The sequence below is a fragment of the Prosthecobacter sp. genome (genome assembly GCF_044236155.1).
GTDB lineage: Bacteria > Verrucomicrobiota > Verrucomicrobiia > Verrucomicrobiales > Verrucomicrobiaceae > Prosthecobacter.
On record NZ_JBIIHA010000009.1, the window covers coordinates 110,810 to 124,780 of the forward strand.

At 60.3% G+C, this 13,971-nt stretch carries 11 protein-coding genes; 6 read left to right on the top strand and 5 right to left on the bottom strand.

Features of this window, described 5'->3' with window-relative positions; all coding sequences use genetic code 11:
* Together ACILSE_RS10175 and ACILSE_RS10180 are read left to right on the top strand one after the other, a co-directional pair.
* Positions 1-390, top strand: a complete 390-nt coding sequence (locus ACILSE_RS10175) for a molybdenum cofactor biosynthesis protein MoaE (protein WP_395717279.1) — start codon at positions 1-3, stop codon at positions 388-390.
* 110 nt (positions 391-500) lie between these two features.
* Complete coding sequence (locus ACILSE_RS10180; protein ID WP_395717280.1) at positions 501-2,141, top strand: fumarate hydratase; 1,641 nt, start codon at positions 501-503, stop codon at positions 2,139-2,141.
* A 6-nt stretch (positions 2,142-2,147) separates the two neighbouring features.
* Here ACILSE_RS10180 and ACILSE_RS10185 read toward each other — a convergent pair whose 3' ends face one another.
* Positions 2,148-3,731 (bottom strand): sensor histidine kinase, encoded by a 1,584-nt coding sequence (locus ACILSE_RS10185; protein ID WP_395717281.1) that lies wholly within the window; start codon positions 3,729-3,731, stop codon positions 2,148-2,150.
* 115 nt (positions 3,732-3,846) lie between these two features.
* Here ACILSE_RS10185 and ACILSE_RS10190 point away from each other — a divergent pair, with 115 nt between their 5' ends.
* Positions 3,847-4,506 carry an RNA polymerase sigma factor gene (locus ACILSE_RS10190; RefSeq protein ID WP_395717282.1) on the top strand — a complete coding sequence of 220 codons (660 nt, stop codon included), beginning with the start codon at positions 3,847-3,849 and terminating at the stop codon, positions 4,504-4,506.
* A 12-nt stretch (positions 4,507-4,518) separates the two neighbouring features.
* Here ACILSE_RS10190 and ACILSE_RS10195 read toward each other — a convergent pair whose 3' ends face one another.
* From ACILSE_RS10195 to ACILSE_RS10210, 4 genes are all read right to left on the bottom strand, one after another.
* Positions 4,519-5,571, bottom strand: a complete 1,053-nt coding sequence (locus ACILSE_RS10195; RefSeq protein WP_395717283.1) for an MlaD family protein — start codon at positions 5,569-5,571, stop codon at positions 4,519-4,521.
* 33 nt (positions 5,572-5,604) lie between these two features.
* The gene (locus ACILSE_RS10200) at positions 5,605-6,390 is read right to left on the bottom strand and encodes an ABC transporter ATP-binding protein (protein WP_395717284.1); all 786 of its coding nucleotides are present in this window, start codon (positions 6,388-6,390) and stop codon (positions 5,605-5,607) included.
* A 2-nt stretch (positions 6,391-6,392) separates the two neighbouring features.
* A complete protein-coding gene (locus ACILSE_RS10205; RefSeq protein WP_395717285.1) occupies positions 6,393-7,196 on the bottom strand; it encodes an MlaE family ABC transporter permease in 804 nt (267 codons plus the stop codon).
* Between the two features lie 133 nt (positions 7,197-7,329).
* Positions 7,330-7,812, bottom strand: coding sequence for a hypothetical protein (locus ACILSE_RS10210; RefSeq protein WP_395717286.1), 483 nt, complete (start codon positions 7,810-7,812; stop codon positions 7,330-7,332).
* A gap of 446 nt (positions 7,813-8,258) precedes the next feature.
* Here ACILSE_RS10210 and ACILSE_RS10215 point away from each other — a divergent pair, with 446 nt between their 5' ends.
* The 3 genes from ACILSE_RS10215 to ACILSE_RS10225 all read left to right on the top strand — a co-directional run bounded on the left by ACILSE_RS10215 (position 8,259) and on the right by ACILSE_RS10225 (position 13,970).
* Positions 8,259-8,699 (top strand): 23S rRNA (pseudouridine(1915)-N(3))-methyltransferase RlmH, encoded by a 441-nt coding sequence (locus ACILSE_RS10215; protein WP_395717287.1) that lies wholly within the window; start codon positions 8,259-8,261, stop codon positions 8,697-8,699.
* A 294-nt stretch (positions 8,700-8,993) separates the two neighbouring features.
* Positions 8,994-11,789, top strand: coding sequence for a PAS domain S-box protein (locus tag ACILSE_RS10220; protein ID WP_395717288.1), 2,796 nt, complete (start codon positions 8,994-8,996; stop codon positions 11,787-11,789).
* A gap of 57 nt (positions 11,790-11,846) precedes the next feature.
* Positions 11,847-13,970, top strand: coding sequence for a hypothetical protein (locus ACILSE_RS10225; RefSeq protein ID WP_395717289.1), 2,124 nt, complete (start codon positions 11,847-11,849; stop codon positions 13,968-13,970).
* Position 13,971 lies beyond the last annotated feature (1 nt).

A 13,971-nucleotide genomic window follows, 5' to 3' on the forward strand; every position in this document is an offset into this window, starting at 1 on the left:
ATGCCACCCGTTTTCATTCTCAGCGAAGAACCCATCCAGCCCGCCACGACGGTCTTCAAATCCGGCGAAGGCGCGGAGGCGCAGTTTCTCGGTGTCGTGCGTGGTGAAGAGGACGGCAGACCGATCTCCGGCATCGACTACAGCGCCTACCTGCCGATGGCGGAGAAGATGCTGCGTGAACTCGTCGAACGCTGCGAACGCGAGCACGGCCCGCATCGCGTCTTCATCCAGCATCGCCTCGGTTTCGTCGCCGCCGAGCAGCCGAGCATCATCATCAAGGTGCGCACGAAACACAGCGCGGAGGCATTCGAACTCTGCCGCTGGTATCTGAAGGAGATCAAAACCTGTGTGCCCATCTGGAAGCGAGCGGTGTTTGCAAAAGCGGAGTGATGGAGTCGTGGAATGCTGGAGTGATGATTTGCCAGAACTCCAATACTCCACCACTCCAGCTCCACCACGGCGTTGCAGCCCTCCGAAACCGCTGCTAGCTCACGGAAGCCATGCCAACCCCCGCTTTCCACTACCAGCCCCTCCTCGAACTCGGCACCGACGACACTGAATACCGCCTGCTGACGAAGGAACACGTCCGCGTCGAAAAGATCGGCGATAAAGAGCTGCTCGCCGTCGATCCCGAGGCGCTCACGCTGTTGGCGAACCAGGCCTTCCACGACATCAATTTCTTCCTGCGCCCGAAGCACCTCAAGCAGGTCGCCGCCATCCTCGACGACCCCGATGCGAGCGAGAACGACCGCATGGTCGCCCTCACGATGCTGAAAAACGCCGACGTGGCCTCCGCTGGCTTGCTGCCCTTTTGCCAGGACACCGGCACCGCCATCATCATGGGCAAAAAAGGCCAGCAGGTCTGGACCGGCGGCGGTGACGAGGCCGCACTCTCGAAGGGCGTCTATCTCGCCTACACGGAGAACAACCTGCGCTACTCGCAAAACGCCGCGCTGAACATGTTCGACGAAAAGAACACCGGCACCAATTTGCCCGCGCAGCTCGATTTGTATGCCACGGATGGCGACGCGTATAAATTCCTCTTCATCGCCAAAGGCGGCGGCTCGGCGAACAAAGCCTTCCTTTATCAAGAGACCCGCGCCGTGCTCAATCCGAAGAGCATCGTGAAGTTCCTCAGCGATAAAATGACCTCGCTCGGCACCGCCGCGTGCCCGCCGTATCACCTGACTTTCGTCATCGGCGGCACCTCGGCGGAATCGACGATGAAACACGTCAAGCTCGCCTCCACGAAGTATTACGATGGCCTGCCCACCACCGGTAACGAACACGGCCGCGCCTTCCGCGATGTCGAACTCGAAGCGCAAATGCTCCAGGCCGCCCGCGAGTGCGGCATCGGCGCCCAGTTTGGCGGCAAATACTTCGCCTTGGATGTCCGCGTCATCCGCCTGCCGCGTCACGGCGCGTCACTGCCCATCGGCATCGGCGTTTCGTGCTCCGCCGACCGCCAGGCGAAGGGAAAGATCACACGTGACGGCGTCTTCATCGAGAAGCTCGAAACGAACCCGCTGCAATACATCCCCGAGGAGTTGCGCCACCGCAAAGACACCAACGCCGTGCGCATCGACACGAACCGCCCCATGGCCGAGATCCGCGCCGAACTCAGCAAGTATCCCACCACCACGCGCCTCCTCATCAACGGCCCCATCATCGTCGCCCGCGACATCGCGCACGCGAAGCTCAAGGAGATGCTCGATGCCGGCAAGCCGCTGCCCGATTACTTCAAGAACCACCCCGTCTATTACGCCGGTCCCGCCAAAACGCCCGCTGGCATGCCCAGCGGTAGTTTTGGACCTACCACCGCAGGACGCATGGACAGCTACGTCGATCTCTTCCAAAGCCACGGCGGCAGCATGATCATGATCGCCAAAGGCAATCGCGGCCAGCAAGTCACCGACGCCTGCAAAAAGCACGGCGGCTTCTACCTCGGCAGCATCGGCGGCCCTGCGGCCATTTTGGCCAAAGAGAACATCAAAAAGGTCGAAGTCGTCGAGTTCCCCGAACTCGGCATGGAAGCCATCTGGAAGATCGAAGTCGAAGACTTCCCCGCGTTCATCTTGATCGATGACAAAGGGAACGACTTCTTCCAGACGGTGGGTCCGGGGTGCTCGGTGAAGCATTGAAGCTCTTCAAGTAGCGACGCTCATCCTCACCTCGAACACTGTTTCGTCGTCTTGTGAATGGACGAGGCGGAGCCGGGCGCCGTTGGCGCGGGCGAGTTCGGTGGCGATGTTGAGGCCGAGGCCGAAGCCGTCGGTTTTGCGGGTGTGGGCGGTGTCGCCACGGAAGAAGCGTTCGAAGAGGCGCTGCTGATTTTCGGGAGGAATGGCCGGACCTGTGTTGGCGATGGTAAAAACGGCGGCGCTGTCCTCCGTGGTGAGACGCAGGGTAACGCATCCCTGCGGACGGTTGTATTTGATGGCGTTGCTGAGGAGGTTTTGCAGCACCTGGCGAAAGAGGGCGCGATCGGCGCGTACTTTGATCTGCGGCTCGATGTGGTGTTCCAGCGTGAGTCCGGCCTGCTCGCAGAGGATTTCACCGTCTTCGATCAAGCGCGCGAGGTCGGCGCTGAGGTCGTAGGTTTCTGCATGCACCGGCAGGCGGCCAGCGTCGGCCTGGGAGAGCAAAAGGAGGCTCTGGGTGATCTGTTTGAGGCGCGTGGCTTCCTCAAAGAGCGAGAGGAAACGTTCGTGCTCAGGACTGCCGGGCGCGGCGTGACGCACGGCGTCATCGAGCGTGGCGAGCATGATGGCGAGCGGTGTTTTGAGCTCGTGGGAGGCGTCGGCGGTGAAGCGGACGGCTTGCTGGAAGCTGCCTTGCAGGCGTTCCATCATGCCGTTGAGGACGTCGATGAGCTGGGCGAATTCGCGGTCGTCGTCGCGATGGAGATGAATGCGCTCGGCGAGGTCGCTGGCGGTGAGGCGCTGGGCGGTGGTGACGACGCGCTCGAGCGGACGCATGGCGCGTTTGGAAGTCCAAAGAGCGCCGAATCCGGCGAGGACGAGGCCAAGAGCGCCCGCACCGACGTACCACCAGGCCATGCGGTTGACCTCAGCATAAAAGTCGGTGAGGGAGAGGCCGATGAAGATGGTGTAGCTGGGGCTGCTGAAGGCACCGAAGCGCCAATCGATGCCGCCGGAACGTGCGGTGAAGGTGGAGGGCTCACGCACCATGGGCATTTGAGGCCTGAACGGCAGGGAGCGGTTTGTTTGCGGAGCCGAGTCAGGCTCTGGCGGCAGGCCGAGGAGGTCGTCAAACTGATCGCCATGATGGCGCGCGGGGCGACGGCGGCCACCAGGTGGCGACATGCCGGGAGCACCTTCCGGCGGAGCACGGTTGATCTCCTCCGAGGTGGGGAAGCAACTGCGGAAATAAACATCCAGGTCCTTCGGCGCGTTCGGCGTGGCGAAGATGGTTTTGCCGTGAAGATGCTCCTGGACGACGAGGACGGCATGGGTGGCGTCCCGGTCGGGGGAGGTGCCGAACACGAGATCGGCGATCGTTTTGAACTCCTCATCGGTGGTGAAGGGGTCGATGCGGCTCCAGACCCGCTGGGCGGGCGCGATAATGCGGTCATCAACGCTGCGCTCCAAGGTCTGACTGGCATACCACCAGGCGGCGGCGCCGAACACGGCCACCAACGCCCCGGCGACGAGCATCGTCTGCAAAGCCAGACGGATGCGAAAGCTGCGGGTATTGGCCGGTACGCTCATGCGCGGAAATGTGAACGGCGTCAATGTCACGCGGAGGAGGTCCCACGCACGAAGATAAATCGCTTTTAATGATGAGGCGGGGCGGGGCTTCATGCGGCGGATTTCCAATACCCGCATGAACAGCCCCCACACCGTCATGCAAACTCCGACACGTCCCGCGACAAGCCAAACCACGGACTCGTCCTTTCAAGCAGATCCTTCCGCGCTTTATCAACGCCACTGGCATGCGCTGTGTGCCTTCGCCCGCTCCCGCGGCTGCGAGGCGCATGACGCGGAGGACGCGGTGCAGGAGCTGTTCGCCAAACTGGTGGCGCAGGGGCAGCACGAACGCGCGGCGGCCATCCCGGATCATGGAGAACAGGCGGCGTTCCTGTTTGCGCGCATGCGGACGCATCTGATCAAGCGCTGGCAGCATCGCACGCGGCAGCGGCGTGGCGGCGGGATGGTTTGCTTTTCGTTGAGCGATGAGAACGGGGAGAACATCGACGTCGCTGATGTGCATGCGTCCCCGGATCGCGAGGTGGATCGCGGTTGGGCGAGAGGCGTGATCGAGCGCGCGCTGAACTGCATCAGCGTGGAGCTTCGTTCGCAGGGCCGTGATGATGTTTGGGGATGCCTGGAGCAGAACCTTGGCAGCAATTCACGCGGCGGCGCCGGCGGGCCGCAGAGCGGAGCATTGCGCACGGCGCTGCATCGCGCGCGGCGCAGGCTGCGCATGCTCATCCAGGCGGAATGTCATGAGGACACGGCCGCGCTGCAGGAGGTACTGGCGTGAGAAAGCGGGCGCTCAGCGGAAAATGCCGCGCTTTGGCGGCTGGATGGTTTCCTGCTGCTTTTTCAACTCATCCTGACGAAGTTTTTCCGCAGTGTCTTTGTACCAGAGGGGGCCGTTGACTTTGAAGTTGTAGATGAGGTCGCGAAAGTCGCTGCGCATCTGCGCGTCGTTCATGAGGGCGCCGAGGAGACCTTTGCTGGAGCTGATGTTGGCGGCGGCGGCGGCGAAGCTGTCAGCGGCCTTCTTGATGGACTGGAGCGACTCGTCGGCGGTGGTCATCACTTTGTCGGCCTTGGCGATGGCAGGGTCGAGCTTGTCGAACATGGGGCCGAGACGCTTGCTGGACTCCTCGATGTTCTTGGAGGCGGCCTTGAAGCTGGTGGCAGCGTCCTTGAGCTCAGCGAGGGCTGTCTTGAGATTTTGTGCGTTTTCATCGCCGAGGACTTTTTCATCCACACGTTTGAGCGTGTTGTTCAGGTGCTCCATGCCCTGCGTGAAGTTTTGCAGGGTGTTGTCGGAGAGAGCGCCTTTGTTCACCTTCACCATGGCCTCCTGAACGTCCTTCAGAGCCACGCGAACTTCGTCGAGCACGACGTCCACCTTCTCACCGACGGTTTTGGCGGTGCTTTGCAGGTCGTTGAGGCTGCCGGCTTTTTCGCCTTCGATGATCTTGTCATAATCATGCGGGAGAAAGACATCGGTGGCCTTGCCGCTGGGCTTGATCTCGACCAACGCGTCGCCCATGAGGCCGGCGGAGCCGATGGCGAAGGTGGCGTCGGCGGGAATCATGACGTCCCTAAAAAGCTCGAGGTCGATGATGACGCCGGTGAAGGTGTCATTGAGCTTGGGTTTTTTATCCACCTTGCCGACGCGGGAGCCGCCAAGAAAGACGGGGGAGCCTTCCTTGATGCCGGAGGCGTTCGGAAAGGCGACGCGGAGGGTGTAGGTGTCCTTGAAGATCTCCCGCACGCGGCCGAACTGCAAAATCAGGCCGCCCATCATGAGCAGCCCGACAAAGATGAACAATCCGACGAGCATTTCGGTTTTTTTGTCACTGTCGATCATAAGAAGGGAATGCGCGGGTTTGGTGAAGTGGCATCAGCCGGTGACGTCCGAGCGTCCGTTGATGAAATCCTGCACGATTGGATCCGAAGAGGCGCTCAATTCGTCAGGGGTGCCGAGAAAGTGAATTTTACCACGATAAAGCATGGCGACGCGGTCCGCGATCTTGAAAACGCTGCGCATGTCGTGCGTGACAATGATGGAGGTGACGCCGTAGCGCTTTTGCATGCGCAGAATCATCTGGTCGATGATGTCGGAACCGATGGGATCGAGCCCCGAGTTCGGCTCGTCGTAGAGAATGCACTCGCTGCGGGTGATGATGGCGCGCGCGATGCCGGTGCGCTTGCGCATACCGCCTGAGAGGCTGGTGGGGTATTTATGGAGGTGCTCGGCGAGATCGACGGCCTCCAGCGCCTCAAGCACGCGCCGTTTGATCTCGGCTTTGTCACGCAGGCCGCTTTCCAAGAGAGGGAAGGCCACGTTTTCCTCCACGGTCATGCGATCGAAGAGCGCGGCGCCTTGAAACAACATGCTGACCTTTTGCCGGAGCGGAGCCATCTGGCGCTCCTTCAGTTTGTTCACGTGCATGCCTGCGACGAAGACATCTCCTGCATCCGGTTGGATGAGGCCGATGATGTGCTTCATCGTCACCGTTTTTCCCTCGCCGCTGGGGCCGATGAGGCAGAGAGTCTCGCCGTGTTTGAGCGTGAGGTCGATGCCGCAGAGGATTTCCTGCCTTCCAAAACGCTTGTGGATGCCGTGCAGTTCGATGAACGTTCCGGCGGCCTCATTGAGACGAGTGCTGTTTTCCGTGGCGGCCATGGTCAGACGGTGCCGATGGGATAAATGTAGTTCAGCGCGATCGAGAGGAAGAAATTCACGATCAACAGCACCAAGGATGAAATGACGACCGCTCTGGTCGTGCCAGCACCGACTCCCACCGCGCCATTTTCCGCAGCCAGCCCCTGGTGGCAGGCGATGAGGGTGATGAGCATGCCAAAGATGAAACCCTTGATCATGCCGATTTTAAGGTCGTCCATGTTGGTATGATCCACCAAGTGAGTGAGATACCAGGCGGATGGCATGTCGTAGCCGAGGCTCATCACCATGTAGGAGGCGATGAGTCCGAAGGACACGCTTTCCGCGACGAGAAAGGGCATGGAGATCATCATGGCCAAAAAGCGTGGCAACACGAGGTAGTCCACCGGGTGCACGCCCATGACACGAAGCGCGTCCACCTGCTCGGTCACTTTCATGGTGCCGATGTCGGCCGCCATGGCGGCGCCAACGCGACCCGCCACCATCAATCCTGCAAGCACCGGGCCCAACTCACGGCAGAGCGCCACGGACACCACCGCGCCGACGGATGTCTCCATGCCAAAGTCCTTGAACTTCCCGTAGCTCTGAAAAGTAAACACGGCGCCCGTGAACGCGCCCGTGACAATCACCACCGCCTGCGACCCATAGCCGATGGCCACGACCTGCTGCGCCACGAGTTTCAAACGCCACACACCGGAGCGCAGGGCGATGATCAACTCCCGCATCAAGGCGGAAAGTTGTCCGAGGTAAGTCAGAAAGTGGAGAAAAATGCGGCCTGTGAAGGTCAGCAAACCAGCGGGGGCGTCCATGCAGACTGCATCATGGCATGTTGTGACATGAAGGCAAATCACCATGCCGACACACATTCCAGTCACCGACACAAAAAACCCGCCAAGATTGCTCCTGGCGGGGTAGATTTGAGAATCTCACAAAGTCGCTCAATTACTGCGCGGGCACGCGGAAGAGCTTGCCCGTGTAGGGGCATTTCACTTCCATGCCGACAGGCAGACCGGTGACATCGACAAGCTGATGTTTGGCCGCATAGGGGCTGTTCACAAAGCCAGGACGGCCAGCGATTGGAGATCCATAGGGCAGTTCCACGCTAGCGCTGGGAGCGGGTGCGACCTTCGGCTGTGTGGGTGCGGAAGGAGCGGGATTGGTCATCGCAGCCACGTTGCTGTTGGAAACTGGGGCCGTGCGAGGGCGCTCAGGGGATGGCGCGGGCTTGGAGCGATCCGAGGCATTTGAAGAAGCCAATGATGATGAGGCGGAGACGCCGCCAGGAACCAAGAATGGACGCTGTGTGTAGGGGCAGACCACTTTGGAACCTGCGGACATACCGCGAACATCCACAAGGCGTGGAGGATTGGTGAAAGGTGTGCGCACATAGCCGGGCAGATCAGGCACAGCCTGGGCGACCGGCATGGTGGAGGCATTCAACATCGAAGGAGGCGGAGTTGATGGACGGTCAGGTCCAACAAGCACGGTAGAAGCGGCTGACTGAGTGGCTGCATTGTTCTGAGCCATCACGGTGGTGCTTGAACTGACTCCTAAGGGCTTGCTGTCATTGGACAGATAAGTGATCAGACCACGGGTTTGAATCTCGTGCCATGCTTGGCGTGGAGGCACAGCACAAGATGCAAGCATCAGAGCTGTAAGGCTGGCCGTGGCGAGACGAACCTTGGAATCAGTAACTTTGTTCATACGCAGGTACAGGCGGTTAATTTTTGAATTTGCATTCTCAATTTAACGATCTTTTTAAATTATGCAACAACAACGATGGTGATGGAACGCAAAATAACTAAATATAGTCGTAATTTCCACACACATGTTCCTCTTGTTCGCTTGCCCAAAGTGGGCTCTTTCACTTGATGCAGTGGAGTATCATCACCATCGGCAAACCCGGACATCCTTGGGTCAAGGACGCGTTGGATTTGTACTGGAAGCGGCTTCGTCACTACGCGCGATTTGATCATGTGGTCATCAAAGAAGGGCCCTTGGACAAGGTGGAGCAGCAGATCCAAGCCGTTTGCGGGAAGGATCCATGCATTGTTCTCGATGAGCGCGGACGCTCCCTGCGTAGCGTGGAGATGGCGAACTGGATCGAGCGTGAGGAGGTGTCTGGTCGCAAGAGAGTCTGTTTGGTGATTGGAGGGGCGGATGGACATTCACCAGGGTTTCGTGACAAAGCCCAGGTGTGCTGGTCACTTTCTCATCTGACCCTTCAACATGATATCGCCTTGATCGTCCTGGCTGAGCAGATTTACCGGGCTTACACCATCATGCGTGGCGAGCCTTATCATCGTGAATGAACCTGAGAACCGTTCTAAATGATGATGCTTGCTTCTCGGTGCGTTTATTGCTGAATTGCGACTCAATTCACTGCTTTTTCGCCTTGTTGATAACTTGATAGAGGCTAAATTTTAAATTTATCAAAGCATTCTCAAGTGTCTTCATCTGTCCTCAGAAACGTCATTCAGCCCAAGGCGCATACCTCGCCCTTGGAAAAAATGCGTGAGGAAGTCAAAGAGGCCCGCACCAGTTCTTCCGTCAGTTCATATATAGGCAACACTTCTCACGAGAGTTCCAAACCTGAGCCCGATGACATGGAGCTGGTCCTCGGGGTCTTGGTAGAAAATGCCCCGGTGGCGATGGCCATGTTTGATCGCGCGATGCGCTACATGCTGGCCAACCGGCAGTGGATTCATGAATTCGGCCTTCAACAGGTCCAGCCGCTCGTCGGCAGGAGCCAGTATGAAATCTTTCCAGGCCTGCATCCCGGATGGCGGCAGGTGTATGAGCGCGCACTGCAGGGGCACATCGTGCGCAGCGAGCACGATTCTCTCAGCAGTCCGGATGGACGCCATCTCGTTTATCGCTGGGAAGTCCGCCCGTGGCGCAAAAAACGCGACGCCTCCGTCGGTGGTCTGATGATCACCTGCGAGAAGTTCAGCGCCCCTCAGGCAGCGAACACGGATGAATCCGACGGCACAGCCGAAATCCAAGATCAAGACTCCCCGGCGCCTGCCAAAAAAACGCCGGCTCCCTTGGATTGCGCACTGCCCATGCTCGTGCTCAACGCTCAAGGCGTCATTTTGCGCTCGAACGTCTCCGCTGCGCGCCTCACTCTAGACAAAGGCATTCAAGAGGGAGCCACCTGCTTCTGGGAGGTTTTTGGCGAAGGACGTGATTTCGGAGCCTTGCGCCAGCAGACACTCGATGCCCTGGCAAGCGTCTCCGGAACCACAGAATCATCCCCCGCCTGCATTATCACACAGCCGGCTTCTGCCGACCAGCGCAAGCCCATGCGCTGGATTGTTTCCGCTCTTGAAGGCAAGGATTCAAACACCTCTGGCCAGGAATTTATGCTCATGGCGCTGCCAGCCCAGGCGGCGGCCGAAGCTGTGACCCGCGTCACTTTTCAGATGCCTGTCCAGCCTCCGCCTCCTCCCGCGCCACCGCCGGTCGTGGACGACGCGGCGATGCAGCGCATGCAGGCTGATCTTTTGCGAGCGCAGCAGGAGTTGCGCACGCTGACCGAGGCACAGCACACCTTTGGGCGGCGTGAGGCGCGGCTGCGCAGTTATCTTGAAGGCGTTCCCTGCGGCATCTTCGTGCTGGATGAGCGCGGCGCGCCGGTGTTCCAAAACGAAGGCCTCGCCCGGTTGCTGGGCCGTCCGCTTGAAAAGGATCAAACCGTCGAAAGCTGGCTGGCTCACGCCTGCCCCACGGACGAGCACCGCGAGCAAGTGGTGCTGACTTGGCGGGAAAGTGTCTGGCGGCGCCAGCTCACCCGCACCATTTCCCTGGCAACGGCCGACGGGCTGCTCAAGGAGCTCGAATTCCATCCTGTCTCTCTTCCCGGCGGCGGTCTGCTCGTCAGCATCCAGGACACCACCGAGCACACACGGCATGAGGAGCAGCTCCGCAGCATGGAGGCAAAGCTCCGCACCCTGCTGCAGGGCAGTCCCGTCGCCATCGTGCTCACCGACAAGACCGGCGTCATTTTTGAAGTCAACCAGCATGCCGAGGCGTTGCTCGGTCAAGCAAAGTCCGAACTGCGGCGCTATCCGCTCGATGCATGGCTCGATCCTGAGAGCGCCACCGCGCGGAGGGACGCGTTGCGGGCCTTGCAAAGCAGCGGCAGACAAGCCGAGGCGCTCGGCGTGCGCATCAAGCGCGCCGACGGCACTTTCACACGCGCCGTCCTTCACCTGGCCACTGTGCCGGACAGCCAGGGAGAGACCCATTGCACGATCCATTACCTCCAGGAGGTAACAGATTCAGAATTCACCCCTGCGCCGACGGTAATCCCGGAGCCGGAGCCACAAATCACAGCCCTGCTCGCTTCCGCCGCGCAGGATGTCCCGGTCACCCTCCTCATCACCGATGCCAACGGACGTGTCCGCGCCTGGAGCGAACATGCACGACAATTTTTCGACCTGGACGCAGCCACCGCCATCGGACGTCCGCTGCATCAATTCTTCCGCCCTTCAGACGCCACCGGCTTCTTCGCCGATCTCATGCGGCAGTCTGAAAATCCACGGCAGTTCGTCCCGCACACCTTCTTTGGCGGCGACGGCAAACGTGGCGAGATCAAAATCAGCGCACGCCTGCTCGACGATGGCGGCTACGAACTCGCAACGCTCCTCGCCTCCGATTCGACACCCGCACCGGCTCCGGCGCTGCGGACGCCCACGGCGTCGTTGAAGGCCGCCGTTCCTCTCGCTTTCCAAGTAGTATCGCCCTCCAGCCACCGCTGGCCCGTGGTGGATCTCGAACGTGAAAAACTCCTGCTCACCGAGACACATCACCGCATCAAAAATCATCTCCAGATCATCTCCAGCCTGCTGAACATGCAGATCAATGGAGTCAGCGATCAAGACGCCCGCAACGCCCTGCGTTCCAGCCAGAACCGTGTGCGCGCCATCGCCGCGTTGCACCAGCATCTCTACCAGATCGCGCTCGGGAAAGGCGACACCTTCAGCGACTTCACCCGAGACCTCGTCGCGCACCTCCGCGAGTGCTACGAAGCACCTCCGGGGCAGATTGGTGTGCGTTTGGAGATCCAGCAAGGCTCGGTCGAGCCGGAGTGGCTCATGCCGCTCGCGCTCACGTTGAATGAAGCGCTTTCCAACGCCTTCGAACACGCCTTCCCCCACGGACGCACGGGACAAATCACCGCCACGCTGCGATACGCGCAATCCAGCGGCGAACTCGTCATCAGCGACGACGGCATCGGCCTTCCTTCGGGCTTTCATCCTGGAGACAGCAACGGCCTCGGCCTTAAAATCCTCGCCGTCTTCGCGGACCAGATGCGCGGCCAGCTTTTCGTCCAAGGCAGCCCGGACCAGGGCACGGAGATCAAGCTGCGCTTCCCTCTCGCCACGAGCGGGAGTTAAAAACTCCCTGCGGCACATTCCTTTTGCGCACAGGCCGCGCAGCCGTGACAATCCCGCGTGTCCATCGCGCCCACGGCTGTTTTACGTCACCTTGCGCTCCTTTCGCTTGGCGTCGTCGGCATCGCCGCGCAGCCCGTCACCACACGCACGGACGACATCGCGAAGCAGCTCAACGAATGGTTCGCCAACGGCACCGCAGCCGGCCTCCAGGCCATCACTTATGAAAACCGCGACGGCCAGCACTCCCCGCTGAACACCGGCCAGTATCCCCTGCTTCAAGTCTTCAAAAGCACGGAGACTGACAAAGGCGCCGCCACGCAAATCCGAGCCACGCCCACGCTTGGCAACTGCTCCATGGCCTCAGCCGCCACCCAGCTCGGCTGCCTGCCCCGCATGTACATGATGGACCCCGGCGGGAACCGCTTCCTCGCGCAGCAATATCTCTCCAACAACCTTTTCATCTATCCCGAGCATCAAGATCATGACATCGGCGCGAACGGCATCAGCGGCGGCTATGGCGACCTCCTGCCGCTGAACACGCCCTGCCTGCTCATTTCACAAGGCTCTTCCTACACCGACCAGCCGTTTCTCCAGGCGCTGCTCTCCACCACCGCCGCGTTCCGTCCTGAGACGCAAAAAGCCCTTATAGAAAAACGCCTCCTCTGCCCCACGCTTCAATCCATCCTCCGTCGTGCCAATAAAATGGTGCGGATGCCGGAGGACTACTTCACCGGCAGGGCACATCCTGTTGTTTTCGACGGCTCGCAGATCGACGAGGCCAAAATGATTCACATCGCGCACAGCATGACCCCGGAGGGCATCCCGCCCGTCGTTGCCATGCAAATCCTCGAAGAAACCCAGGTCGAAGAAGGCAAAAACTTCTTCGAGACCGTCGGCGCTCATCCCTGGCGGCTCTCCGACACGCCCGTCTCGATCGCCCGCATCCTGCGCGGCAATGAGGCGGAGCACGGCATGCTCATCAGCCTCGAAAAAACCCTCAATCCCGCCAAGGGCCCGCTGCAAATGCGCGCCGCGCTTCTCCAAGGCGATCCGCGATTCGTCCGCATCGAAATCGGTGAAGGAAAGCCCTTCATCCGTCTCCGCGTCCGCTGGCAGCCGCCCGTCATCACCGCCACCGGCATCCGCAGCCATCGCATTGACATCGGCCTCTTCGCTGACAACGGCGTCAACATCAGCGCCCCCTCCATCATCAGCTTCTACATGCTGCCGAACGAGATGCACTTTTACGACGAGCAGGGCCACGTCTCCGAAATCCATTATCAAACCCACAATCCCGACCTCGGACTCCCCGTCACCGGGACTGACACCCGCTGGTTCAAAGTCCTCCTCGCTTTGAGCTTGAAGGACACCGACCTCCGCGGCCGCCTGCTGGAAAAAATCCTCACACCCATCGAGCGCGATGCTTTGCAAAAGCAATACCTCGCGCTCAAGCCGCAGGCCGACGCCCTCGCCGCCGCCGAACGGGACGACAAACGCAAAGACAAGGCCGCAAAGCTTCGCTCACAACTCGGCGATGCCATTCGTGACGCGCTCAGCCAGCGTGTCGGCGACGCGTCCGCATCCACCGTTCGCGGCAGCATCGAAAAAGCCCTCCAAACCATCGCCGGCTTCGACACGCTCTACCTCGGACTCCAGCGCGAACTCGACACCCTCGCCTCACGTTCATCCAAATCATCCGCCGTCGCAGACGTGCGAGCGGAACTCCACCGCCTCATCATGCAGGGCGTCCTCATCGAGCACGCCTCCGGCCAGATCGACACCATGTCGCCGCCCGACAAGCTCTCCCTCGGCGAGCGCCACATGCTCCGCGGCCTCAATCTCACCCTTCTTAGCCAGGTTCTCTTCCCCGACATTCTTGAGCGTTCCACCGCCCCCGCCTACGTCAGTCCACGCCTTACCACACCGAAGCAATGGCGTGACGTTTATCGCTACGATCCCGGTTCAGGCAGGCTCCTCGGCTGGATACGTTATGAAAAAGGCCGCATAGCCAACTTCGACACCGAAGGCCGCTTCCAGCCCGACGGTCCCAAAGGCAAATCCGTGCCCGTCATTTACCTCATCGACGGCAACGGCACCCTCACCTGGCAGCCGTCCGCCGAACCCGCCGTCGTTTCACCAAAGGAGAAAACGAAGAACCAGGAATCAAAAACTGGGAACTGAG

Bases quoted from the DNA above. Each gene is read 5' to 3' on its own strand.
- ACILSE_RS10205 (WP_395717285.1), bottom strand. From the start codon at position 7,196: ATGGACGCCCCCGCTGGTTTGCTGACCTTCACAGGCCGCATTTTTCTC.
- ACILSE_RS10195 (WP_395717283.1), bottom strand. From the start codon at position 5,571: ATGATCGACAGTGACAAAAAAACCGAAATGCTCGTCGGATTGTTCATC.
- ACILSE_RS10185 (WP_395717281.1), bottom strand. From the start codon at position 3,731: ATGAGCGTACCGGCCAATACCCGCAGCTTTCGCATCCGTCTGGCTTTG.
- ACILSE_RS10210 (WP_395717286.1), bottom strand. From the start codon at position 7,812: ATGCCGGTCGCCCAGGCTGTGCCTGATCTGCCCGGCTATGTGCGCACA.
- ACILSE_RS10175 (WP_395717279.1), top strand. From the start codon at position 1: ATGCCACCCGTTTTCATTCTCAGCGAAGAACCCATCCAGCCCGCCACG.
- ACILSE_RS10190 (WP_395717282.1), top strand. From the start codon at position 3,847: ATGAACAGCCCCCACACCGTCATGCAAACTCCGACACGTCCCGCGACA.
- ACILSE_RS10220 (WP_395717288.1), top strand. From the start codon at position 8,994: ATGGAGCTGGTCCTCGGGGTCTTGGTAGAAAATGCCCCGGTGGCGATG.
- ACILSE_RS10200 (WP_395717284.1), bottom strand. From the start codon at position 6,390: ATGGCCGCCACGGAAAACAGCACTCGTCTCAATGAGGCCGCCGGAACG.
- ACILSE_RS10215 (WP_395717287.1), top strand. From the start codon at position 8,259: ATGCAGTGGAGTATCATCACCATCGGCAAACCCGGACATCCTTGGGTC.
- ACILSE_RS10180 (WP_395717280.1), top strand. From the start codon at position 501: ATGCCAACCCCCGCTTTCCACTACCAGCCCCTCCTCGAACTCGGCACC.